This is a genomic window from Peptostreptococcus sp., assembly GCF_036639115.1.
In the GTDB taxonomy this organism is placed as follows: domain Bacteria; phylum Bacillota; class Clostridia; order Peptostreptococcales; family Peptostreptococcaceae; genus Peptostreptococcus.
The window spans coordinates 295,793-320,699 of the sequence record NZ_JAVWJH010000002.1; the positions used below are offsets into that span (position 1 = coordinate 295,793).

21 protein-coding genes and 1 other annotated feature are annotated in these 24,907 nt (G+C 30.7%); of the genes, 19 read left to right on the plus strand and 2 right to left on the minus strand.

The genetic code is table 11. The features are described 5' to 3' along the window. Nucleotides 1-114: 114 nt before the first annotated feature. A complete protein-coding gene (locus RR561_RS03575) occupies nucleotides 115-1,614 on the minus strand; it encodes an IMP dehydrogenase (RefSeq protein ID WP_332506059.1) in 1,500 nt (499 codons plus the stop codon). Nucleotides 1,615-1,906: 292 nt separating this feature from the next. On the opposite strand from RR561_RS03575, the gene RR561_RS03580 reads away from it, so the two are divergent. The 11 genes from RR561_RS03580 to RR561_RS03630 all read left to right on the plus strand — a co-directional run bounded on the left by RR561_RS03580 (nucleotide 1,907) and on the right by RR561_RS03630 (nucleotide 16,861). Next, entirely contained in the window at nucleotides 1,907-2,479 is a 573-nt protein-coding gene (locus RR561_RS03580) for a xanthine phosphoribosyltransferase (RefSeq protein ID WP_332506060.1), read from the plus strand. Nucleotides 2,480-2,525: 46 nt separating this feature from the next. Next, the gene (fsa, locus tag RR561_RS03585; protein ID WP_332506061.1) at nucleotides 2,526-3,176 is read left to right on the plus strand and encodes a fructose-6-phosphate aldolase; all 651 of its coding nucleotides are present in this window, start codon (nucleotides 2,526-2,528) and stop codon (nucleotides 3,174-3,176) included. A 108-nt stretch (nucleotides 3,177-3,284) separates the two neighbouring features. Continuing rightward, complete coding sequence (locus tag RR561_RS03590) at nucleotides 3,285-4,781, plus strand: hypothetical protein (protein WP_332506062.1); 1,497 nt, start codon at nucleotides 3,285-3,287, stop codon at nucleotides 4,779-4,781. A gap of 186 nt (nucleotides 4,782-4,967) precedes the next feature. Next, the gene (locus RR561_RS03595; protein ID WP_332506063.1) at nucleotides 4,968-5,663 is read left to right on the plus strand and encodes a hypothetical protein; all 696 of its coding nucleotides are present in this window, start codon (nucleotides 4,968-4,970) and stop codon (nucleotides 5,661-5,663) included. 236 nt (nucleotides 5,664-5,899) lie between these two features. Next, nucleotides 5,900-7,753, plus strand: coding sequence for an asparagine synthase (glutamine-hydrolyzing) (gene asnB / locus RR561_RS03600; protein WP_332506064.1), 1,854 nt, complete (start codon nucleotides 5,900-5,902; stop codon nucleotides 7,751-7,753). Between the two features lie 60 nt (nucleotides 7,754-7,813). Continuing rightward, nucleotides 7,814-9,406 (plus strand): hypothetical protein, encoded by a 1,593-nt coding sequence (locus RR561_RS03605; RefSeq protein ID WP_332506065.1) that lies wholly within the window; start codon nucleotides 7,814-7,816, stop codon nucleotides 9,404-9,406. Nucleotides 9,407-9,427: 21 nt separating this feature from the next. Beyond that, the gene (locus RR561_RS03610) at nucleotides 9,428-10,279 is read left to right on the plus strand and encodes a MurR/RpiR family transcriptional regulator (RefSeq protein WP_332506066.1); all 852 of its coding nucleotides are present in this window, start codon (nucleotides 9,428-9,430) and stop codon (nucleotides 10,277-10,279) included. 57 nt (nucleotides 10,280-10,336) lie between these two features. Beyond that, nucleotides 10,337-10,560, plus strand: a binding site (T-box leader). A 52-nt stretch (nucleotides 10,561-10,612) separates the two neighbouring features. After that, a complete protein-coding gene (gene asnS / locus RR561_RS03615; RefSeq protein WP_332506067.1) occupies nucleotides 10,613-12,013 on the plus strand; it encodes an asparagine--tRNA ligase in 1,401 nt (466 codons plus the stop codon). A 222-nt stretch (nucleotides 12,014-12,235) separates the two neighbouring features. After that, a complete protein-coding gene (locus RR561_RS03620; protein ID WP_332506068.1) occupies nucleotides 12,236-13,138 on the plus strand; it encodes an alpha/beta hydrolase in 903 nt (300 codons plus the stop codon). 10 nt (nucleotides 13,139-13,148) lie between these two features. After that, nucleotides 13,149-14,645: a glycerol kinase GlpK gene (gene glpK, locus RR561_RS03625; RefSeq protein ID WP_332506069.1), complete on the plus strand. Its 1,497-nt coding sequence runs from the start codon at nucleotides 13,149-13,151 to the stop codon at nucleotides 14,643-14,645. Between the two features lie 20 nt (nucleotides 14,646-14,665). Then, nucleotides 14,666-16,861, plus strand: coding sequence for an amino acid adenylation domain-containing protein (locus tag RR561_RS03630; RefSeq protein ID WP_332506070.1), 2,196 nt, complete (start codon nucleotides 14,666-14,668; stop codon nucleotides 16,859-16,861). 88 nt (nucleotides 16,862-16,949) lie between these two features. On the opposite strand, the gene RR561_RS03635 is transcribed toward RR561_RS03630, so the two are convergent. Beyond that, the gene (locus tag RR561_RS03635) at nucleotides 16,950-17,849 is read right to left on the minus strand and encodes a D-alanine--D-alanine ligase (protein WP_332506071.1); all 900 of its coding nucleotides are present in this window, start codon (nucleotides 17,847-17,849) and stop codon (nucleotides 16,950-16,952) included. Nucleotides 17,850-18,158: 309 nt separating this feature from the next. Between RR561_RS03635 and RR561_RS03640 the strand changes: the two genes are divergently transcribed. The 8 genes from RR561_RS03640 (at nucleotide 18,159) to RR561_RS03675 (ending at nucleotide 24,844) form a co-directional block, all read left to right on the plus strand. Next, on the plus strand, nucleotides 18,159-19,433 hold the full coding sequence (locus tag RR561_RS03640) for a competence/damage-inducible protein A (RefSeq protein ID WP_332506072.1): 1,275 nt from the start codon (nucleotides 18,159-18,161) through the stop codon (nucleotides 19,431-19,433). Nucleotides 19,434-19,456: 23 nt separating this feature from the next. Next, nucleotides 19,457-20,260 (plus strand): HAD family hydrolase, encoded by an 804-nt coding sequence (locus RR561_RS03645; RefSeq protein ID WP_332506073.1) that lies wholly within the window; start codon nucleotides 19,457-19,459, stop codon nucleotides 20,258-20,260. Between the two features lie 191 nt (nucleotides 20,261-20,451). Further along, a complete protein-coding gene (locus RR561_RS03650; protein ID WP_332506074.1) occupies nucleotides 20,452-21,003 on the plus strand; it encodes a DUF308 domain-containing protein in 552 nt (183 codons plus the stop codon). Further along, nucleotides 21,004-21,936: a TIGR01212 family radical SAM protein gene (locus RR561_RS03655; protein WP_332506075.1), complete on the plus strand. Its 933-nt coding sequence runs from the start codon at nucleotides 21,004-21,006 to the stop codon at nucleotides 21,934-21,936. Nucleotides 21,937-22,197: 261 nt separating this feature from the next. After that, on the plus strand, nucleotides 22,198-22,773 hold the full coding sequence (locus tag RR561_RS03660; protein ID WP_332506076.1) for a zinc dependent phospholipase C family protein: 576 nt from the start codon (nucleotides 22,198-22,200) through the stop codon (nucleotides 22,771-22,773). A 116-nt stretch (nucleotides 22,774-22,889) separates the two neighbouring features. Next, nucleotides 22,890-23,642 carry a TVP38/TMEM64 family protein gene (locus RR561_RS03665; protein WP_332506077.1) on the plus strand — a complete coding sequence of 251 codons (753 nt, stop codon included), beginning with the start codon at nucleotides 22,890-22,892 and terminating at the stop codon, nucleotides 23,640-23,642. Nucleotides 23,643-23,657: 15 nt separating this feature from the next. Beyond that, entirely contained in the window at nucleotides 23,658-24,332 is a 675-nt protein-coding gene (locus tag RR561_RS03670; RefSeq protein WP_332506078.1) for a ribonuclease H family protein, read from the plus strand. Nucleotides 24,333-24,508: 176 nt separating this feature from the next. Beyond that, entirely contained in the window at nucleotides 24,509-24,844 is a 336-nt protein-coding gene (locus RR561_RS03675; RefSeq protein ID WP_332506079.1) for a hypothetical protein, read from the plus strand. The last annotated feature ends 63 nt before the right edge of the window (nucleotides 24,845-24,907 follow it).

A 24,907-nucleotide genomic window follows, 5' to 3' on the forward strand; every position in this document is an offset into this window, starting at 1 on the left:
ATTGTATAAATAGAGTAATTATATTCAATAGGTATAGAAAATATAATAAGCAATATAAATAAAAAACAGACTGTGAAATTCACGGTCTGTTTTTATTATATAACAAATTAAATATTATAAGTTTTTATTATCCTTAAGAACGACATCATGAGCTCCACCTTCTACTATTGAAGTTGAAGATACTAAAGTAAGCTTTGCGTTTTTCTGTAGATCTGGTATTGATAGAGAACCACAGTTACACATAGTTGATTTAACCTTAGATAAAGTCATATTTACATTGTCCTTTAATGAACCTGCATATGGAACATAAGAGTCAACACCTTCTTCAAAAGAAAGTTTCTTATCTCCACCAAGATCATATCTCTGCCAGTTTCTAGCTCTTGCAGAACCTTCGCCCCAATATTCCTTCATGTAAGCGCCGTTGATATTTACTTTGTTTGTTGGTGATTCATCAAATCTTGAGAAATATCTTCCCAACATTACAAAGTCAGATCCCATTGCAAGTGCAAGTGTAATATGATGATCATATACTATACCACCATCAGAACAAATAGGCACATAAATACCAGTTTCTTCAAAGTATTCATCTCTAGCTCTAGCCACATCTATAATTGATGTTGCCTGTCCACGACCAATTCCCTTTTGTTCTCTTGTGATACAGATAGATCCACCACCTATACCAACCTTGATAAAATCAGCACCTGCTTCAGCTAAGAATCTAAATCCTTCTCTGTCTACAACATTACCAGCACCGATTTTTACAGTTTCACCATAGTTTTCTCTTACCCATGCAATTGTTCTAGCTTGCCATTCTGAGAAACCTTCTGAAGAGTCTATACAAAGTATATCAGCTCCAGCCTCTAGTAGGGCAGGAATTCTTTCTTGATGGTCTCTAGTGTTGATACCAGCACCTACCACGTATCTTTTTAATTTATCATGAAGCTCATTTGGATTTTCCTTGTGTGAATCATAATCTTTTCTAAATACCATGTATAACAACTTTCCTTCATCATCCAATATTGGAAGTGAATTTAATTTGTTATCCCATATTATATTATTTGCTTCCTTTAGAGTTACATCCTTTGGTGCAAATATAATTTTTTCAATAGGTGTCATAAAATTACGAACCTTAGTATCAGGGTCCATTCTACTAACTCTATAATCACGACTAGCAACTATACCTAGTAACTTACCATTACTTGTTCCGTCATCTGTTATTGCAACTGTAGAATGACCTGTTCTATCCTTTAAATCCAAAATATCACTTAAAGTGTTTTCTGGAGTAAGATTTGAATCACTTACTACAAACCCTGCCTTATGAGATTTTACTTTCGCAATCATAGCAGCCTGATTTTCTATTGATTGTGAACCATAAACGAAAGAAATACCACCTTCTTTTGCAAGTGCGACAGCCATTTTGTCGTCAGATACCGCCTGCATTACTGCAGACACTAGTGGTATATACATCTTTATCTCTGGTTCTTCACCCTTCTTAAATTTTACAACTGGAGTTTCCAAACTAACATTTGCTGGGATACACTCAGCAGATGAATAGCCTGGAACCAATAAATACTCACTAAATGTTCTTGATGGAGTATCAAAGTAAAAAGCCATTAAATTCATCTCCTTTTAACCAAATTATACGTATTTTACATCATATCGAATTTAAACTTTAAATTTTTATAATGTATAAACAGTTAAAGAAAATTTTAGCACTAAATTAATGAATTGTCCACTAAAAAGTATAAAAATTTATAAATTCGTGCAAATGCGGACTTAAATACTAAGCTTTGCTAATAAAGATATGGAAAAACGCCTATTTATGATATATAATAGAAAATAGAGTTTTAATATATGGATTATTTTTTTAGTTTATATCATTTATTTATAATTGAAAGGGAATTTTATGGAATTATTAAAGAATAAAATATTAACTGATGGAACAGTTAATAATGAAGAAGTGTTAAAGGTCGATAGCTTTTTGAACCATCAAATAGATGTTCCTCTTTTAAATGAAATAGGAAAAGAATTTAAGAGAAGATTTTCTGATGTAAAAGTTGATAAGATACTTACAGTAGAGGCGTCAGGTATTGCCATTGCAGTAATAGCTGCTCAGTATTTTGGAAATGTACCAGTAGTATTTGCAAAGAAACAGGAATCTAGAAATTTAGATGCTGATATATATAGATCAAAAGTATACTCTTTTACAAAAGATAAAGAATACGAGATTATGGTGTCTAAGAGATATATGTCTGAAGGAGAAAATGTACTGATCGTTGATGATTTTCTTGCCAAAGGTGGAGCTGTTTTAGGTATGACTGATATTATTAACCAAGCAGGTGCCAACTTAGTAGGCGTTGGAATAGTAATAGAAAAATCATATCAAGATGGTAGCCAAATACTTCAAGAGAAGGGTGTTAGAGTAGAATCTCTTGCTTGTATAAAGTCTCTTAAGGATAAAATGATTAGATTTAAATAATTAAAATTAATAGATAGTTGAATTTAAATTTTTAGGAGGTTATGTTATGAAGTTTTTTATTGATACGGCAAACATAGAAGAAATAAAGGAAGCAAATGAATTGGGAGTTATCTGTGGTGTAACTACAAATCCATCTTTGATAGCCAAAGAAGGAAGAGATTTTACAGAAGTTGTAAATGAAATAGTTAGCATAGTAGATGGTCCTATAAGTGCTGAAGTATTAAGCATGAATCATGAGAAAATGATAGAAGAAGCTCAAAAACTTGCTGATATTCATGATAATATAGTGGTAAAAATACCTATGTGTGCAGAAGGATTAAAGGCAGTTAAAATACTTTCTGAAAGAGGAATAAAGACTAATGTTACGCTTATATTCTCAGCAAGTCAGGCACTTCTAGCTGCAAGAGCTGGGGCTTCGTATGTAAGTCCGTTTGTAGGAAGATTAGATGATATTTCTTTTGATGGATTATCATTGATAAGTGATATATCTGAAATATTTGCAACAAATTACATACCAACAGAGATTATAGTGGCAAGTGTAAGAAATCCTCTACATGTTATAGAATCAGCTAAAATGGGAGCAGATATTGCCACAGTACCATATAAGGTGATAATGCAAATGATAAATCATCCACTAACAGATAGAGGAATAGAAGCTTTCAATAAAGATGCTGAAAAAGCCTCATTAAATATATAATAAATATATTTTATAGATTGGCATTTTAAATTTTTTATTTAAAAGATTGACACAATTTGTATATATAATTATATATGATATAAAATATAAAAAAGAAGGAATTTATTAATGGACAAACTATATAGATTACAAAATGGAACAGATATAAGAGGAGTCGCATATAAGGATGAAAATAGCGACTTGGAAATTACTTTAAATACAGAAGATGTACAGGCTATAGCTTCTGGATTTGCAACATGGCTTACAGATAAATTGAAAAAAAGTAAACTAAAAATAGCTATAGGTATGGATTCAAGAATAACAGGTCCAATACTTAGAGAAGCGTGTGTAGAAACATTTAAAAATCTCGGAGTTGATGTAGTAGATTGTGGTCTTGCAACAACACCTGCTATGTTTATGTCTACAATAATGGATGGATACACATGTGATGGTGCAATAATGTTTACCGCAAGTCACATGCCATACATATATAATGGTATGAAGATGTTTACAAGTGAAGGTTGCCTAGAAAAGTCAGATCTTAAGGATTTATTGGATATAAGTACGGAAGAAAACTTTATATCAAGCACTGTTCAAGGACAAAAAACAGAAAAGAATTTAATAAATGATTATTCTAATGTGCTTGTAAATAAAATAAAAGAAGGGGTTAACTCTAAAGAAAATTTCGACAAGCCACTTGATGGTATGAAGATTGTTGTTGATGCTGGTAATGGTTCTGGTGGATTTTTTGCCAATAAAGTTCTCGAAGAATTAGGTGCAAATACACAGGGAAGCCAGTTCTTAGATCCTGATGGAATGTTTCCAAATCACATACCAAATCCAGAAAATAAAGAAGCAATGAAAAGTATCATAGATACGACATTAAAAAATAAGGCAGATATGGGTATAATTTTTGACACTGATGTTGATAGAGCTGCAATAGTTGGCTCTAATGGAAAGCCAATCAATAAAAATGCATTAATTGCACTTATATCAAAGATAATTCTAAAGGAACATCCTGGAAGTACTATAGTAACAGACTCTGTTACTTCTGATGGGCTTGCAGAATTTATAGATGAAAATGGTGGTATACATCATAGATTTAAAAGAGGTTATAAAAATGTTATAAATGAATCTATTCGACTTAATAATGAAGGAATAGAATCGTATCTAGCTATAGAAACCTCTGGACATGCAGCACTTAAAGAAAATTATTTTCTTGATGATGGAGCCTACTTGGTATCAAAGATACTTATGGAGGCAGCTATTTTTCACAAACAGGGAAAAGATATTGCAGATATAATAGATGGATTAAAAGAAGCAAAAGAAAATAGTGAATATAGAATAAAGATTAATAAAGAAGATTTCAAGGACTATGCAGATAAGATTCTTGATGATCTAAAGTTACATTCAGCAAATGTTTCTAACTGGAGTAGAGTTGAGAAAAACTATGAAGGTGTAAGAATCAATTGCAACTCTGAAGATGAAAAAGGATGGTTTTTATTAAGGGTATCCCTTCATGAACCACTTCTTGTTTTAAATATTGAATCAGATGTAGAATCGGGCTGCGAGAAAATATATTCGAAACTTTCTGACTTTTTAAAAGGATACGATTTATCTTTTTAAATAAAATAATATAAAATAAAACCTTAAAAAATGTTGTTTTTAAGCCTGTATTTTTGGAAAATATAAGTCTTTTAAATTTTTGTAATAATTCTGTAAATATATTAACGACCTTGTAATCGATTAAAAACCTATTTATGTGGTATCATATAGGTATAAGATAAATTAAATCGATAAGGGAGTGATATTATGAAGAAGAATTTATTTGCAATAGTGTTTATACTAGCAGGGGCGTTATCTATAAGTCCTTTAACTTTTGCACTAGAAGGTCAACAAACAAAAGATGAGTTACCAGATGTTATGTACGCTACTAACAAAAATGCAGTGGAAAAAAACATTGATAAATCAGAAGCAACAAAAGATGATAGCAATATAGATTATAACTCTAATATTGCTAAAGATACAGATGAGTCTGTAAATACAGTTAGAAATAATGTAAGTAATGACAATTCTTCTGAAGAAAAAGTTGTTAATGCAGCTAATACTAACGAACAATATAAGAAATCATCAAATAAGAAGAATATAAAAGCTAATAATGATTATGTAGGCGATAATGTTACACAGAAAGAACAAAACACTTACAATAATTCTAATAACAATAGCAATAATATAGAGAATAAAAACTCAAATGTTAATGTTGAAAATAAAAATAGAAAAGTTTTAAATAAAGAAGAAGCTCTTGAGTTATTAAACAAAGAAAATAATAATAGTAACCAAGAATATGGATACATGGGTGATGAAAATACTTTTAATGTTTTAAAAGAAAAAGGTCATGAAGGATATGTATTTGTACCAGACGTTTCAACTGATTTAGGTCTTTTCGTAGATAAAAATACTAGCGAAGTATATGTATTCCATCCATCTGGAAGTTTAGATCTTTACTAAAGTTACTATTACTATATAGATGAGAGGATGATTTGATACTTTCGGGTATTTGTACTTAATATCAAAATACAAAAGCACTCAAATCCATATAATGGATCTTGGGTGCTTTTTCTAATAGTGTTATTGAATGTGTTATAATTTTATGATATTATAAAATGTGAGAAAATATATTGTTTATTATATATTTTAAGTTTAAAAAAAATAAAACTAATTATAAATAGGAAAGGATAGAGAATATGTGCGGATTTGTTGGATTTTTTGATAACAATGAAAATAAAGATGTTATCTTAGATAAAATGATGGATAGAATAATCCATAGAGGCCCTGATATGGGGGGCAAATTTTATGATGATAATGCAGCTTTAGGATTTAGGAGATTAAGTATACTTGATCTATCTGAAGCAGGCTGTCAACCATTATATAGTGAGGATGAAAATTTAGTATTAGTATTTAATGGAGAAATATATAACTATCTAGAAATAAAGGAAGAATTAATAGCTAAGGGATATAAGTTCCATAGCAATACTGATAGTGAAGTTTTGATTCATGGATATGCTGAATATGGTGAAAAATTAGTAGACAAACTTAGAGGTATGTTTGCTTTTTGTATTTGGGATAAGGCTGAAAAAAAGGCTTTTGGAGCAAGAGATCATTTTGGAATTAAGCCATATTATTTCTATGAATACGATCAAAACGGAAAGAAATCTTTAATGATAGCTTCTGAAATAAAAAGCTTTTTGGATCATCCAAACTTTGTTAAAGAGGTCAATGAAAAGGCATTAAAACCTTATATGACATTCCAATATTCATCTCAACCAGATGAAACTTTCTTTAAGGGAGTACAAAGACTTAGACCTGGTCACTTTTTCACTTATCAAGATGGAAAAATGGAAATAAAGAAGTATTGGGATATAAACTTTGATGATAAACATAATACAGTTGAAGAAAATATTGCAAAAATAGAAGCAGTAGTAGAAGAATCTGTGAAAGTACACAATCATGCTGATGTTCCAATAGGTTCATTTTTATCAGGTGGTATAGATTCTAGTTATATAACAGCTTGTTTGATGCCGGACAAGACTTTTTCAATAGGATTTGAACAAGATAAGTTTGATGAATCAAACTTGGCAGCAGAACTTTCTAAAATATTAGGAATAGAAAATGTAAGAGAAACAATTACAGGTGAAGATTGTTTAGGCAAGTTATCAGATATACAATATCATATGGATGAGCCTCAATCAAATCCATCAACACTTCCTCTTTACTTCTTATCAAAGCTAGCAAGAGATCACGATGTAACAGTAGTTCTATCGGGAGAAGGAGCAGACGAAATATTTGGTGGATATGAATGGTATGATTTAGATGAAGGTCAAAAGAAGTTAAAAAAACTTCCTCCATTTATGTTAAAGGGAGCAGCGGCTATTGCGAGACACCTTCCTGAGTTCCATGGTAAGACTACATTGTTAAGAGCTGGTAGACCTGTAGAAGAAACATTTATTGGAGAAGCTGTTATTTTTGGTGAGGATGAAGCAAAGGATATATTAAATCCTAACTATCAAAACTCAAGAACTATTAGACAGATAACTCAGCCAGTATATGATATGGTAAAGGGAAAAGATGACGTCACAAAGAAGCAAATGATAGATATAAAGCTATTTATGGAAGGCGATATACTTCAAAAAGCAGATAAGATGAGTATGGCTCATTCACTTGAGTTAAGAGTACCATTTTTAGATAAAGAAGTTATGAAAGTTGGAGAAGAAATAGGCTCTGACCAAAAAATTAGTCACGGTACTACTAAATATATTCTTAGAAAAGCTGCTGAAAATAAACTTCCAGAAGATTGGTACAAAAGAAAGAAAAAGGGATTCCCAGTACCTATCAAGCTATGGTTTAGAGAAGAAAAACATTACAATTATGTTAAGGAATATTTCAATGCAGACTTTGTAGATCAGTTCTTTGATAAGCAAAAGATAAATCAATTGTTAGATGATCATTATAATGATGTAACTAATAATGCTAGAAAAATATATACTATACTTGTATTTTTAGTTTGGTATAAGAGATATTTTGTAGATGAAGCAAAATAATAAAATAAATATTTGATAATATAAAAAGAAAGAATGTACCTAAAATGGAGCGGTGATATTATGAATAAAAAGAAAATCGGAATGATAATCGCTATTCCACTAATTTTAGGAACTTTATATTCGGGTCTCAAGTTTGGATATATAAGTCCGATGGTAAAAGGTCTAGATGTACATATACTAGGCGGTACATTTATCACAAATATAAATAAATATGTTATCAAAGTGGGGGATAAAGTTGGTCTATCAGCAGGGGATTATATTGTTGTACCAACTTTTTCCAAAGAACCTACTTTGAAATTTGTTGTGCTTGATGACAGTGGTGTTTTGTCAGTAGAGGGAGATACCTTAATAGCTAATAAAGAGGGGATTTCATCTATTGGTATATTAAACAAGAATAGAGTTCTTAAAAAAACTACTATTATGGTGGTTAATCCAACTATAAATAATATGGAAACCGCTGTCAACAATAGGCTTAAGTATTATGGTGATGAGGCAAAAATTGCAAGTACAGTAAATATTGATGATTATAAAAAATTGGAAAAAGGTTATAAACTTAACTACTCAACAACAGATCCTAATATACTTAAAATTAGTGGCGATACAGTTGAGGCTGTGGGAGTCGGAGAAGCAAAACTGATCAGTAGGTATGATCGAAAAGAAGTTCAGACCAGCTTTAATATACTTCCTAGAGTAGATGCCCTCAATATTGACAAAATATACAGCCTTGAAGAGGGGCAAAGTATGCAGTTGCATCCACAGATTAGCACTAGTCCTGAAGGATCAAAATCTGATATTAAATATAAAATTTTAGGAAATGATAATTACAAAAAGTTTGATGAAAATAAATATGATGAAAACAAACTTGTACATTTCGGAGATAGCGGTCTTGAGGATAACTTAGGAATAACTGTAGATAAAGATGGAAATATTAAAGCCAATAGAGTGGGAACTTATTTGGTTGAAGTCTCTTCAGGTGAAAAAAGTGAAAAAACTAGTGTAGAGGTAAAACCTAGATCTTTCAAAAATATTGAAATTGAGAATCTTCAATATATATTTGAAAAGAAAAAGGATGAAATAGATCTAGAGCTAGGATGGGATTATAACGAAAGGGTCGATAATTATAGAATATATGTTAAAGATGCCTCTGATGAAGATTTTTCTCTATTTACAACTATTAAAACAAATGAAAATTTCGTTTCAAATGGAAAGAGAGTTTCTGAACTTTTAAAGTTGGATCTAGATAAAGAAAATTCTAATTCATATGATTTCCAAGTCTATGTAGTTGGATATAATGGAACTGAAGAAACAAAGAAGAGTAATACAATAAGAATTAATAATAAAAGTACAAATGACTTCCAAAAGAATCATGTAAATAATATAAAGTATAGAACCGATAGAGAAAATAGTACAATTTCTTTTAGATGGAGTCCAATAGATAATAAAAAATATACTTACAGAATATATTATAAGAATATGGAATTAAAAGAGCCTGGCTATAAGCTTGTGGCAAAGAATATAGAAAAAAATAGTACTACTATAAAAGTAGATGATAATGTGATTAATTATAATTTCTATGTTGTTGCTGTAAATGAAGAGGGTCAAATTTCTGGTTTTAGTAAACCTGTAAGAATAAAGGAGAACTTCTCCGAATAAACAAATGGAGATGATATAGAAATGAGTATTATAGGAAATATAAACCGTCCCAAATTTAGACCAACAAAGTCAGATAAGTTGATTATGAAATATGTGTTAGACAATATAGACAGCGTTCCATACATGCAGATTTCTAGTATGGCCAAAAATATAGGTACAGGTGAGGCTACAATCACAAGATGCGTAAAAAAACTGGGTTGCAATGGATTTCAAGAGTTCAAGCTTGGTTTGGCAAAAGAGATTACTATCAGGGAACAAAATAATATCTTAGATAGCAATATAAAACAAAATGAGCCAGCAGTAGAAACAGCATCAAAATTAGTATCTTCAAATTTAAAAGTTCTTGATGAAACTCTAAGTATGTTAGATAGTAGTAAGATTGAACTCGCTGCAAAGTATATTTTGAAGGCCAGAAGAGTATGCTTTATTGGTATAGGTTTTTCTGGAATAGTAGCCCTTGATTCTAGCTATAAATTTATGAGAATAGGGATTGATTGCTCTAGCTATGACAATAACCATATGATGATTATGATGGCATCTATCATTAGAGAAGGGGATTTGGTATTTGCAGTATCAAACTCAGGAGAAACAAGTGAATTAATAAATACAATAAAAATTGCTAAAGATAATGGAGCAAATATCGTTTCAATTTTGGGAGATGAAGACTCTACTTTAGCCAAACTATCTGATTTATTTATTTCATATTATTCAGATGAATCTCTACTAGAGGCCGGATCTATGGCTACAAAGATGTCACAAATTTTTATTGTGGAGTTAATCTACACTGAAGTTGTAAAGTTCAATATTATTGAATCTACAAATAATAAATTAAGAACGACAGATGCTATAAAAAAATTAAGTGATTATAAGTAATTTATAATATTGACAAATAGTTATAAACTTGCTATACTCATAAATATTAAAACAAAATATTAGACGAAGAAGAGAAGAGTAACTATCTATCCCTTATACAGCGAGTTGGTGATGGTGTAAGACCAATATAATGTAGTTAGTGAAGAACGCCTCTGAGTTTCTGACCGAACGTTTTCTAGTAGGCTCAGACGGTTTGATACCGTTAAAATCATCTAAGATGCCAACGTATTTTGTTGGTAATTAGGGTGGTACCACGATTATATACACACATCGTCCCTTTACAGGGATTATGTGTGTTTTTTATTTATATTATAATTATTTTCAGGAGGAATTATGCAGAAGGAATTTTTAGAAGTAAAGAAGCTATATAGAGATAGCGAAGATTATGTTGGTAAAACTGTTCATGTAGCAGGTTGGATGAGAACATCAAGAATATCTAAGAAGTTTGGTTTCATAGAATTAAACGATGGTTCATTTTTTAAAAATATTCAAGTCGTTGTAGATGAAACTAAGGTTGATAATTTTAAAGAGATTTCAAAGTTAGCTATATCTTCAGCTATAATAGTAGAAGGGGAGCTTGTATCAGTAGATAATGCTAAAAACCCTATAGAAATACAAGCAAGTAAAATAATAATTGAAGGGGAATCAGATTCTTCTTATCCACTACAAAAAAAGAAACATTCATTTGAGTATCTTAGAACAATTGCTCATTTAAGACCTAGAAGTAATACTTTTTCAGCAGTGTTTAGAGTGAGATCAGTAGTAGCATATGCTATACATAAGTTTTTCCAAGAAAGAAATTTTGTGTATGCACATACTCCAATTATAACAGGAAGTGATGCTGAAGGTGCTGGAGAAATGTTTCAGGTCACTACATTAGATATGAAAAACCCACCTTTAACAGAAGATGGAGCTATAGATTATTCAGAAGATTTTTTTGGCAAAGAAACTAATTTGACAGTATCAGGTCAGCTTAATGCAGAAATAATGGCACTTGCATTTAGAAACGTCTATACTTTTGGGCCAACATTTAGAGCAGAAAACTCATATACAGGAAGACATGCTTCTGAATTTTGGATGGTTGAACCAGAAATAACTTTTGGTGATCTTGAAGATAACATGGATCTTGCAGAAGATCTTATAAAGTACATAATAAGCTATGTTTTAGAAAACTGTCCTGAAGAAATGGAATTCTTTAATAAGTTCATAGACAAAGGCTTATTAGAAAGACTAAATAATATAGTCGGATCTAATTTTGTAAGAATAAGCTATACAAAGGCAGTTGAACTATTAATTGAATCAGGTCATGAATTTGATTATCCAGTTGAATGGGGATGCGACCTTCAGACAGAACATGAAAGATTTATTACAGAAGAAATATATAAGTCACCAGTATTTGTCACTGACTATCCAAAAGATATCAAGGCTTTCTATATGAGAATGAATGAAGATGGAAAGACAGTAAGAGCAATGGATCTATTGGTTCCTGGAGTTGGTGAAATAATAGGTGGTTCACAGAGAGAAGAAAGATATGATGTCTTAATGAGCAAGATAAAAGAAATGGGACTACATGAAGAAGAATACTGGTGGTATCTTGAACTTAGAAAGTTTGGAACAGCTACACATTCTGGATTTGGACTAGGATTTGAAAGAATTATAATGTATTTAACAGGTATGTCAAATATAAGAGATGTTATACCTTTCCCAAGAACTCCAAAGAATGCAGAATTCTAAAAAATATTAATAAATAAAAATTTTTAAACTACAGCATCTTGAAGGATTACCTTTTAGATGCTGTAAATTTTTAAAAAAAGAATAATTACTAAAATATTTAATCTGATATTTTATATGTTGCAATATGATAATCATTATATTTCAGACAAGTATTTATGTGGATTTATACTTGCATATATCGTATAATGTATATAGTAAAGTAGAATTGGGTGGTGGTATAATTTGAAAGAAATAAAAGAATCAAAAATAAGAATCAAAAAAGATGAAAAAAAAGACGAGTATGATACTTTAGGGATAACTAGAGAACTTGAAAAGTCTTTAAGAATAGATGATGAAGTAAAGAAGGAAAAGCATCGAAAAAAAGAGAGAGTTCGAAAAAAAATATTGAAAAATGTAGCGATTTTAGTGTCAGTGTTGATTGTAATTGCAGTCTGTATATTTTTTGTATGGCTAAATGATACATATGAAACAAATGAGTATTCTAGTCATTACATGCTTTCTACAAACCATGTTGAAGTAAAAACAGAAAAAAATGGTTCTGTAGAATTTTCTCCAAAGGTAAATCCAAAAAATGTAGGGGTAATAATCTATCCTGGTCAAAAGATAGAGCCAAAGTCTTATGCAAGACTTTCAAACATTATAGCTAATAGTCAGTACAATGTGTTTGTACCGAAGCTTAGATTTAATTTTTCTCCATTCTCATCTAATTTAGCTACAAATATAATTGATGAAAATCCAGAAATAAAAACATGGTACTTAGTTGCACACTCAAGTAGTGGAGATATTGCTTTAAATGAAGCTGCAAATCAAAAAAAGATTTCTGGCGTGGTATTTTTAGGGACATATCCAAGTGGAGATGATTTGAAACTAATAAATAAACCTGTTTTATCTATTTGGGGAACAAAGGACGGAGTATTAGATCTAACTAGATTTAACGAGTATAAAAATAATATGCCTCCAAACGCTCATTTTTATGAGATAATTGGTGGTAATAATACTAATTTTGCAGATATAGAAACAGTACAAGGTGATAACAAAGCCATAATAGATGCTGAATCACAGCAGATGCAAGCTGCTAATGAAATAATCGCCTTTATGAACAATTCAATGAAAACTAAAAATTAGGAGATTGTATATGAATGAAAAATATATAATGGCTCTAGATGCGGGAACTACAAGTTGTAGAGCCATATTATTTAATAAAAAAGGAAATATAATAAGGATTTCACAAAAAGAATTTACTCAGTATTATCCGCAATCAGCTTGGGTAGAGCATGATGCTATGGAGATTTGGGGAACAATGATGGGAGTGGTGAGAGAAGTGATAGAGACTTCTCTCATTTCACCCGAAGATATTTCATGTATTGGTATTACAAATCAAAGAGAAACTACTGTTGTATGGAATAAAGAAACTGGAAAGCCAATCTATAACGCAATCGTATGGCAATGTAGAAGAACAGCTGATTATTGTGAGAGTCTAGAAGAAGAGGGTTACTCGGAAACTATAAAATCTAAAACAGGACTTAAGATAGATGCATATTTTTCAGCTACAAAAATAAAATGGATACTTGATAATGTAAAAGGAGCTAGACAGTTAGCTGATGAAGGTAACCTTTTGTTTGGGACTATTGATACATGGCTTATTTGGAATCTTACTAGAGGCAAGTCACACGTTACTGATTATACAAATGCTTCGAGAACAATGATCTTTAATATCAATGATCTAGATTGGGATGAAGAATTAGTTAATATGTTTGATATTCCTAAAAGCATGCTTCCAAATGTAATGCCTTCTAGCTCAATATTTGGCCATACTGATGAAAAAATGCTTGCTGGTGCCAGAATACCTATATCAGGATGCGCAGGAGATCAACAGGCATCAATGTTTGGTCAGGCATGCTTTGATATTGGTGATGTAAAGAACACATATGGAACAGGCTGTTTTGTCATGATGAATACAGGTGATAAGCCAATATATTCAAATTATGGGCTATTGACTACAGTTGCTTGGGGAATAGATAATCAAGTAGAGTATGCACTAGAAGGAAGTATATTTATAGGTGGTTCTCTTATACAATGGCTAAGAGATGAACTTAAGATGATTGATACCTCTGAAGATAGTGAATACTATTCAAACAAGGTAAAAGATAACAATGGTGTATATATCGTTCCAGCATTTACTGGTTTAGGAGCCCCTTATTGGGATATGTACGCACGAGGAACAATTGTAGGACTTACTAGAGGAGCAAAGAAAGAGCACATTATAAGAGCGGCTCTAGAGGCTATAGCCTATCAAAGTAAAGATGTAATGATGTCTATGAAAGATGATTCCAATATAGATATAAATAAATTAAAAGTAGATGGTGGAGCTAGCAACAATGGTTTCTTGATGCAATTTCAATCAGATCTTTTAGGAATAGATGTCTATAAGTCTAAGCTGTCTGAAAGCACTGCTTTAGGTGCTGCATTTTTGGCAGGATTAGGAATAGGAATGTATAAGGATAAAGAAGAAATTAAAAGTATTTGTTCTTACGATAAAGTGTATACTCCAAACAATGAAAATGATAAATTTGATGAATATTATAATACCTGGAAAAATGCAGTAAAAAGATCATTTGACTGGGCTAAATAAAATATAAGGTGGTGAGCTATTTGGCTAAAAATAAACATTACCGTCTTGCTGAAAAATACTGGACCAAACTTTTAGGTGATTATATTACATTGGCAAGAGTACCTAATGATTTTTTGAAAGAAGATAATGGAAAGTTTAATATGATACAAAAAAGTATTAAAAAATCCATGTATAGTGAAATTCTTCAATACTGTGATGATAACGATGTTTCACTTGAATCTGTATTGGATACAATATATGGAATTGTACTTCAGAGGTTTACTTATGAAGATGATGTTGTCTTTGGAAAAAACAACATCATGACTCCAGTAAGAGTAAAAACAAAAAATCCAAAAATGAAGTTTATTGATTTATGTAAAGTAATTATGAAACAGACAGAAGAATCTAAAGAGTTCGATTATTACATGATGTCTCAGAGCGCTTATAAGAATGCCCTGAATGACAAGTTGATAAATACATTGTTTATAGTAAATATACTTGGGGAGCCGATTGTAAAGTCAGAACAAGCTAAAAAGTTAGATATGTATCTAAAGGTTAGCGTGTCCAATGGAATAAGACTTAAGCTTATGTACAAATCTTCTTTCTACGATAAGAGAACTGCTAGAAGTATCGTATATCTGTATAGGTATATACTTAAGCAGGTTGTTTCTAATCATGATATAAAGTTAGATGAAATACAAAATATGAAAGAGGAACATAAAGATAATTTCTCTCACATGTTTGATGAAAATAAATTTGAATTTGATAAAAATGTAAGCTATGTGGATCTTCTTAAGAAACAGGTTAAAGAAACTCCCAACAATATAGCAATATCTGATTTTGATTCAAATATTACATATAAAGAAATGGATGAGTTGACAGATAAAGTGGCTGCATATTTAAATCATGTAGGTATCGGTGACGGTGATACAGTTGCTGTATTGCAACAACGTAATAAACATGTTGTACTGTCTGCAATATCCGTTTTAAAAGCTGGGGCGATATTTTTCCCAGTTGATAGAACAAATCCAGATGAAAGGCTAGGATACCTTTTAGAAGATGGTCAGGCAAAGGTAATTTTAACCTGTAAATCTATGCTTCCTAGAATAAACAAAAGATTTCCTGAGTACAACGTATTGAGTATAGAAAATGAAGACTTAATAAATCATAACTATGAAGTTACAGGCAGGATTTATCCAGAAAATGAAGCCTATAGAATTTCTACTTCTGGCACAACAGGTAGACCAAAGTGTATCAGTATAAGGCATGATAGCTTGATGAATATGTGTCATTACTCAATAGATTATATAAATGCTAATGAAAATGATAAATGCGGAGTGTACCTGAGCTTTAGCTTTGACGCCATTATGAAACAGATATTTCCGTATCTATTAGTTGGAGCTTGTGTTGACGTTTTACCTGAATACGCTCGTACTAATGAAAAAGAAGTAGAAGGCTACTGTATTAGAAATAATGTTACTATATTAGCTTTACCAGCTATAATGGGAAAACTATTTATGATGAATTGTCCATGTCCAGGACTAAGGGTGCTACAAGTAGGTGGTGACAAGTTTAAAGGATATGTAAAAAGAGACTACAATATATATAATGAATATGGACCTGCTGAGTTCACTGTATTATGCACAGAGTTTCATGTCGACAAATACTATGAACTAGTGCCAGTGGGCAAGCCTATATACAACACAGAAGCTTATATACTAGATAAAAACAAAAATGTGTGCGCAATTGGCGTTCCAGGTGAGCTATGTCTTTCTGGAATACAGATTTCTAATGGTTATTTAAATAGAGAAGATCAAAATAAAATAACATTTGTTGAAAATCCCTTTGCTCATGATAGATATACCCAAAAAATGTATAGAACGGGTGACTTAGCAAAATGGATCGACGAAGATGGAACAATAGCTATTTTAGGAAGAATGGATTCACAGATTAAAATTAATGGAATAAGAATAGAAATTTTTGAAATAGAGAATATGATTAATATGATTCCTGAAATTAAAAATAGCGTTGTTGCCAAGAGGGAAGATGAAAATGGAGATAAATATTTGGATGCATATTTCGTTCCATACGAAGATTATTATGATCCAGATAAAGTAAGAATATTCTTAGAGGACAATTTACCTCCTCATATGATACCAAAGCATATTACAAGATTGTGTGTGCTACCAGTCACACCAATAGGAAAAGTAGATAAAAAAGCTTTACCTAAGGTATAAGATATCTTGATTGATAATTTAGTGTATTAAATACTATTAAAATAAAAATAAAATAAAAATGTCGACCTATTAGGTCGACATTTTTATTTTATAGACTATATTCAATTAGTTTATCAAGTAATTCTGAATAGTCAAAGCCTCTAGCCCTTGCACTCTTTGGTATAAGACTTGTTTCAGTCATGCCTGGAAGAGTGTTTAGTTCAAGTAAATATATATCATCTTCATCAGTTATGATATAGTCAGCTCTTACATATCCCTTACAATTAAAAGCTTTCCAACATTTTTCTGAATACTCCTTTAGTCTTTTATCAAGATCTTCTGGAAGTTTAACTACGATTTCTTCAGCACCTTTTGTTGTAGAGTATTTAGCTTCATAATCGAAGAATTCATTATCAGAAGTGATTCTTAGTGTAGGGAATACCTCTCCATTTAATATAAAAGATGTATGTTCTACTCCCTTTATATATTTCTCAATCATTACTATTTCATCATACTTTAGACCTTCCTTGACAGCATTTTCTACATCTTCTTTAGATTTTATAAAAAATGTTGCGACACTTGATCCTCCAGAGTTTGGTTTTATAAATACAGGATAACCCATATCATCTATAGCTTTATAATCTATATCTTCAATACTTTTAACTGTCAACCAATCAGCAGTTAAAACATTATTTTGTCTTGAAATTATTTTTGTAAAATTCTTATCCATAAGTATTCCGCTTGTCAATGGATCGCATCCGCAATACTTAATTCCCATGGCTTCTAAGATTGACTGAATAGACCCATCTTCACCAAACTTACCATGAAGACCAATTAAAGCCATGTCGATATCCATGTCATTGAGTTTAAATACATCTGTCATTTCATCAATTTTAAAATCAATGACTTCATATTTATTTCTATCCAGATTTTTCACCATAGACGCACCAGATTTTAAAGAAACTTCTCTTTCAGAAGATACTCCTCCATATATTACTGCAACTTTCATATATACTTCCTCCTATTGTATTCGATAATCTGTTTTTATAATTTTATATCAACTTAAATCTACATACATCATTATATACATAAGAAGCATTTGTTTGCAAGAAAAAATTGGAAAAAATGCGTGAAAACTTACATTTTTAAATAAAAAAACCATGAAAAATAGAATTTTTTTTATAAATATGCTAGAATATAAAAAATAACATTTGTTTCTAAGGACACTCTCTATCTATTGTCATTTTGGGAACTTGTTTAATTATAATATATTTGATAAAATTATAATATTATAGGTTATTATTTAGGAGGATTTCTAATGAATATTGAAATAATTTCTGTGGGTACAGAACTACTATTAGGAGATATTGTAAACACAAATTCACAGTATCTATCTAAGCAACTTGCTCTTTTGGGCATGAACGTATATAGACAAGTAACAGTAGGAGACAATATAGATAGACTGGTAAAGTGTTTTGAAGCGGCATTTGATACAGGGGCTGATGTTGTAATAACTACTGGTGGACTTGGTCCAACAGCAGATGACATAACTAAAGAATCAGCTGCAAAATACTTCGGACAAGAAATGGTTTTAGATCATGATTCTTGGGAGGATATTCAGGAAAAATGCTCTAAATTTAGTGGTAGCAAAAAAAATATACCAAAAAATAATGTAAGACAGGCGATGTTTCCTCTAGAGGCAGATATTATACCTAATCCAAACGGTACTGCTCCAGGGGCTATCTTTAAGGATAAAAATGGTAAAAAAAGAATAATGGTAATGCCTGGACCACCTAAAGAAATGAGATCCATGTTTTTAGATAGCATTTTACCTTTGTTGAGATCTGATGCAGATGAGGTTTTTAAGTCAAAATATATTAGGTTTTTTGGAGTAGGAGAATCAGCTCTAGAACTCCAATTAATGAATATCCTAACTACTCAAACTAACCCAACAGTTGCACTTTATGCCAAAGAAGGGGAAGTATTGATAAGGGTGACTGCAAGTTCAATTTCAGAAGAAAAATGTGATGAAATGATTCAGGAAAAAATAGATGAAGTTTCAAGTATATGTGGAGATAAAATATATTTGATTGGAGATGACAGTATTTCATCAACTCAGACTGAAATGGATAATGTAGTAGCGAAGATGTTAATAGAGAGAAAAAAAACAATCTCCGTTGCTGAGTCTTGTACAGGCGGATTAATATCTTCATATCTTGTTAATTATCCCGGAATATCAGACTCACTTTTGGAAGGTTGTGTTACATACTCAAACAATGCTAAAATCAAGAGACTAGGTGTGACAAAAGAAATGTTAGATAGCTTTGGGGCAGTGAGTCCTCAAGTTGCAGAAGCTATGGCAAGAGGCGTTGCAGAGTCTTTAGGCTCAGATATAGGAGTATCTACAACAGGAGTCGCTGGACCTGATGGTGGTAGCGATGAGAAGCCAGTAGGGCTAGTGTATATTGGAGTATACTATCAAGGAAAGACTGTTTCGATTAAAAAGATATTTAGTGGAGATAGAACAAAAGTAAGAGAAAGAGCCGCAAGAGAGGCCCTAAATCAGGTTAGACTTTTGCTTTTAAATAAATAAAAAGTAAAAATTGGAGGTAATATATGATAAAGCATATATTTTGTGATCTAGATGGGACACTTTATAGAGATGGTATAACAGATAAAGACCTTGAATCCATTCGTATGGCTCAAGAAAATAATATTAAGTTTCACATAGCAACTGGTAGGGTATACAGTCATACTGTATCTATTATTGAAGAGGCAGACGTGAAAGGCTATTCTATATGTGAAAATGGATCATATATATATAACAACGAGGGTAAATGTATCTACAGTGGAACAATGAATGACAGCCAAATAAAAAAAATCATTGCTCTATACAAAAGACTAGATTACATAAATGAACAGGATGATGTAATCTATTTTAAATATGATGGAAAGATTGTAGTACCAGTAGATGCGTCTTCTATGGAGTATTTTTCAAGAGGTTACATAGTTGATGAAACAATATTAGAAAGGGATGGCTATAACTCTTTGGTAGGAAATATAGGAATACTTACCTATGATCAAGATAAGCTTGCAAAGTTAGTTAGAGAATATAAATCAGCATATGGTAATGAGTTTGATGTGTATATCTCTGGTCCTACCACTATGAATATTGTTCCAAAAGGAGTTTCAAAGCTAGAAGCGATAAAAGTAGTCTGCCGAAGAGAAAATGCAGGTGTAGATGAAATAGTAACAATTGGCGACTCACCAAATGATATATCAATGCTAAAAAATATAAAAATGAGCTTTGCTATGTCTGAGTCCCCAGAGTCGGTAAAATCAGTTGCAGGTTTTGAAACACCATCTGTTGCAGATGCGGTAAAAATGGTGATTGATTTTAATAATGAAATTTTAAAATAAAGATTTTGAAATAAATAATAGAGGGTGAAATACATTTTAATGTATGGATTATGAGGCTATAGTAATATAACAAATATTAAATCAAATAGTCATTCGTTGTAAAGCAATATTAAGCTCTACTTATCTTCAGTAAAAATCTTATTGATACATTTAGTAATTACTTATATTTTGTAGATGGGTGGTTGATTTACATGTTTTTAAACTTTAATTTAAATAATTTATACAATAAAAAAAATAGTCGAAAATTGATAATTTTAGGAGTTATACTATTGGCAGTGGGTGCTTATTGCTTATCAAAGAAAACGATCGGCGTAAACGTGTTTTCTTGGGGAATAGGAATTGCATTTTTATATGGAGCTTGGCTAAAGCTAAAAGATTTCAATGAATTAAATAGATATGCAGATAAAGTAGAAGTTAAAAGGGCAAGAAATACAAGTATTATATTATTTGTTATAGCATTATTACTATTTATATTTCCAAAATATGTAAACATGGCACTTTCTATAGCATTAGGTGCATATATTTTATATTATGAAATGTCTAGATATTTAAAAAATAGAAGATATTCAACATACTATTTTGGAGCTTGGAATATAATAAAGGTAGTAATAGGTGTTCTTTTAATTTTATCTCCTTTATTTTTAACAAAATTCTTAGTGAGTATACTATCATTTATAGCTATAATTTTTGGAATTAACTTTATGACTACAGGAATAAAATTAAGAAATGGCGAGAGGTTTTAAATGACGAAATTTAAATATAGTATAGAGAATAAAAGATATCATACATGGAACTATTACTTAAGACAAAAGTTTGATTGTAAGGTCTTTAAGGTCTCTATAAACGCTGGATTTACTTGTCCAAATATAGATGGGACTATTGGATACGGAGGGTGCAGCTACTGCAGTAAAGATGGATCAGGAGACTTTGCAGGTAATCCGAATGATAATCTAGTAAAGCAATTTGAAGATATAAAAGAAATGATGCAAAAAAAATGGCATGGTGCAAAATACATAGGATATTTCCAAGCTTTTACGAATACATACGCTCCCGTGGATGTGTTGAGAGAAAAGTATGAGACAATATTAAAGCAAAAAGATGTTGTTGGTTTATCCATATCTACAAGACCAGACTGTATTCCTGATGATGTATTGGATTATCTCAGTGAGTTAAACACAAGAACAAGTTTGTGGGTTGAATTGGGACTTCAAAGCATTCATGAAAGCACATCAAAGGTAATCAATAGAGGACACGATTTTGAAGCCTTTAGAGAGTGTGTAGAGCGTTTAAGAAGTCATAACATTGATGTCGTGGTGCATATCATAGATGGACTTCCTGGTGAAGATTATGATATGATAATGGAAACAACTAAAAAAATAGCGAAAATGGATATTCAAGGTATAAAAATACACCTTCTCCATGTAATTAAAGATACGCCTATGTCAAAGATGCTTGATAATAAAGAAATGAAACTTTTAGAAAAAGATGAATACACAAATCTTATTTGCGATCAACTTGAAGTGCTGCCACAAGAGATGGTTATACATAGACTCACAGGTGATGGTAAAAAAGAAGACCTTGTAGGACCCTTGTGGAGCCTCAAAAAATGGGAAGTTTTAAATGCAATAGATGATGAGTTAAAAAGAAGAGATAGTTGGCAGGGGAAATACTTTTAAGTATTTCCTTTTTTAAAATAGAAATTTAATATCAAATGATATTTATTATATAATAAAAAGTTATTACATTTTGTTTTTTTAAAGAAATCTACAAAAAAGACTTTATCTATAGATTTTCTTAAGAAATTCTATAGATAATCTTATGTATATTATGAACATAAAACTATTGAAAAATCGATGATTTAGTATTACAATCAGTGTATAGAGAATTTGTATACACGATCTGTATACATTATATGTTTGAAATGAGGGCGATAGCAAATGATGATGAAGACACATATTATTATATCAAAGTCTTTACTAAATAATACAGATGATGATAAAAAGTTTTTTTTAAGTGAAAAAAACTTTACATATGGAAATATAAAACCAGACATTTTATCAAAATATAAATTAAAAAAACACTATATGTATGAATCATATGATATGGTGAGAAGTAAAATAGAATTTTTAAGTAGCTTGGATTTAGATACACTAGAAAAACATTACAATAAGGCTGAGTTCTCTCAGGAAATGGGTGTAATCTGCCATTTTTTAACTGATTTCTTTTGTGTTGCTCATAGTGAAAGATGGGAATTTAAACATAGTTTAAAGATTCATGTTCAGTATGAAAGCGGATTAACAAAGATAGCAAAAGATTTTAATATAAAAAATGATAGAACACAATATGTTGATGATATAGACAGATTTTTTGAAAAGTTGTATACTGAGTATAAAGCGAACGGTAATTTTGAAGAAAATGATTTGAGATATTCTACGTATATGTGCAATACAGTTACTAACTATATACTAGACTGCATACTTAGTAATACTGTTAAATCTCATTCAGTAGCTTAATTAAATAGAAATACTACGGAGGAATATTATTGATTCCTCCTTTTAAATTAATAAGAATTTTAAATACTAGATAATTGTATAATTACCTGGTATTTTTATTCAAACGAGGTGATATTATGATGCAATCCATTGAGCACATTCTATACCTAGCACAAGACTATTGGATATTATCAGTTGCTTTAGGTTTTTTTGCAGCTTTTATTGAAAGTTTTATACCTGCTTTACCCCTAATGGCGATTGCAGCTGTAAATGCAGCCATTAATGGTTTTATTATAGGTTTTACCACTTCTTGGCTAGGGTCGTGTGCTGGGACAATTACGGTTTTTTATATAATTAGAAAAATTTTGGATACGGAATTTTTTCAAAGAATTTGGATGCAAAGATTAAAAGATAAGCTAGATGTAATAATAAGTAAGGTCAATCGGTCAGAATTTAAGGCTTTATTTGTTTTCTATGCGATACCAGTTCTTCCTAGTTCTCTTCTTACACTTGCTTCTGCTATTTGTGATATAAAATATAAAGTTTTTATACCACCGATGATGTTTGGTAAGTTTTTGATGATGTTTTTAGTAAGTTACGTTGGAAGTGATATTAAAGGCTTTTTACACAGTCCTTTTAAGATTTTAGTCGTTGTAGCTATTTCTGTGCTTTCTTATTTCATTGCAAATAAGATGAAAGACGATATGGAAACTCATGAAGATGAAGCTCTTATTGAATATAAGAGATTTAAAAATAAGAGGATTATAAAGAAACAAACAAATAAATTAATAAGTAAATACCACAGTGAAAATCAGTTATCAAAACAATATCTTTCAAATGAATTTTTAAGATTGATTGAAAGGATAATTGAGTTTTTCAAAAGAAGGTAAATTAAAGAGGTGTATATGGGTAAGCAAAAATACTATGCTGTTAAAAATGGTAAAGTTAATGGGATTTTTTTAACTTGGGATGATTGTAAAAAAATGATACATGGATATAAAAACGCTTTATATAAATCATTTGAAGATCCTCATGAAGCAGTAGATTATTTGATTTCGAATAATTCTACTATATTAACTAAGAAAGATAATTCCACTGAAGATATAAAAATAGAAGAAAACTCAAATTTAGATACTTCTGATATTAATTTAGATACTTCTGATATTATAGAAGCATATGTAGATGGTAGTTTTGATACTTCATCACAAAGCTATGGATCAGGTGGAGTATTGATAAAAAACGGTGAGATTATAGATACTTTTTCTAAGAAGGGAACAAACAAAGAAAATGTCTCTATGAGAAACGTTGCTGGGGAAATAGAGGCGGCTATGATTGCAATGCAATACTGTTATGATAATGGTTATAAAAATTTACGTATATATTTTGACTATAACGGTATTGAAAAATGGTGTACAGGTGATTGGAAAGCTAATAAAATAGGAACGAAAAAGTATAAAGAATTTTGTGATGAAATGAAAAAAAATGTAAATATTTCTTTTCAAAAGGTAAAAGCTCATAGCGGTGTGGAATATAATGAGCTTGCTGACAAGCTAGCCAAGGAATCCATTTTTACTAATTAACAAAAAATAAAGCTTTTTTTATGAGAAATTTCTATTTTTAACCAATTTTCTAAAAAAATTGTTAGAAATATTAAAAAACTAATTGATAAAAGTGTCATAATTTGTTATTATGTTATTAGTAATGATTAAGATCCTAGTGAGTATTTTTAAAATACGCTAGAATGAGGGGAAGGATGGTGAAAATATTGAAAGACATTATAGTCAAAATTAGCAGTTTCTTTAGTAGAACAATTAGATACTTCGTATTTTCAACATTAATTTCTATTAGCGTATGTACTGTACTAGTAGTAGCAAACCTTTTTATGGGAGTGAGAGTATCCCTAGGTTTTTACCTGCTATTATCTATAGCTTTTGATTTGGCACTAACGACACTTATTTGCATATATAATAGTCATAAGTTGTTCATACCTATCAACAAACCTTTAATAATGAAGTTAGAGCGTGAAAGGGTTGAAAGAGCTAGACAGTTCAAGAGAAGACAAGAAAAAAGAAATAAAAAGAAAATATCTTAGTTTGTATATAAGCACAGCTTTTAGCTGTGCTTTTTTTATAATCATAGTATAAAATTTTATAAG

Coding starts and splice junctions, on each gene's coding strand:
- RR561_RS03635 (WP_332506071.1), bottom strand. CDS start 17,849: ATGAAAGTTGCAGTAATATATGGAGGAGTATCTTCTGAAAGAGAAGTT.
- RR561_RS03605 (WP_332506065.1), top strand. CDS start 7,814: ATGAATAAAAAGAAAATCGGAATGATAATCGCTATTCCACTAATTTTA.
- asnB (WP_332506064.1), top strand. CDS start 5,900: ATGTGCGGATTTGTTGGATTTTTTGATAACAATGAAAATAAAGATGTT.
- RR561_RS03660 (WP_332506076.1), top strand. CDS start 22,198: ATGATGATGAAGACACATATTATTATATCAAAGTCTTTACTAAATAAT.
- RR561_RS03640 (WP_332506072.1), top strand. CDS start 18,159: ATGAATATTGAAATAATTTCTGTGGGTACAGAACTACTATTAGGAGAT.
- RR561_RS03580 (WP_332506060.1), top strand. CDS start 1,907: ATGGAATTATTAAAGAATAAAATATTAACTGATGGAACAGTTAATAAT.
- RR561_RS03670 (WP_332506078.1), top strand. CDS start 23,658: ATGGGTAAGCAAAAATACTATGCTGTTAAAAATGGTAAAGTTAATGGG.
- RR561_RS03610 (WP_332506066.1), top strand. CDS start 9,428: ATGAGTATTATAGGAAATATAAACCGTCCCAAATTTAGACCAACAAAG.
- RR561_RS03595 (WP_332506063.1), top strand. CDS start 4,968: ATGAAGAAGAATTTATTTGCAATAGTGTTTATACTAGCAGGGGCGTTA.
- RR561_RS03575 (WP_332506059.1), bottom strand. CDS start 1,614: ATGGCTTTTTACTTTGATACTCCATCAAGAACATTTAGTGAGTATTTA.
- RR561_RS03655 (WP_332506075.1), top strand. CDS start 21,004: ATGACGAAATTTAAATATAGTATAGAGAATAAAAGATATCATACATGG.
- fsa (WP_332506061.1), top strand. CDS start 2,526: ATGAAGTTTTTTATTGATACGGCAAACATAGAAGAAATAAAGGAAGCA.
- RR561_RS03590 (WP_332506062.1), top strand. CDS start 3,285: ATGGACAAACTATATAGATTACAAAATGGAACAGATATAAGAGGAGTC.
- RR561_RS03650 (WP_332506074.1), top strand. CDS start 20,452: ATGTTTTTAAACTTTAATTTAAATAATTTATACAATAAAAAAAATAGT.
- RR561_RS03665 (WP_332506077.1), top strand. CDS start 22,890: ATGATGCAATCCATTGAGCACATTCTATACCTAGCACAAGACTATTGG.
- glpK (WP_332506069.1), top strand. CDS start 13,149: ATGAATGAAAAATATATAATGGCTCTAGATGCGGGAACTACAAGTTGT.
- asnS (WP_332506067.1), top strand. CDS start 10,613: ATGCAGAAGGAATTTTTAGAAGTAAAGAAGCTATATAGAGATAGCGAA.
- RR561_RS03645 (WP_332506073.1), top strand. CDS start 19,457: ATGATAAAGCATATATTTTGTGATCTAGATGGGACACTTTATAGAGAT.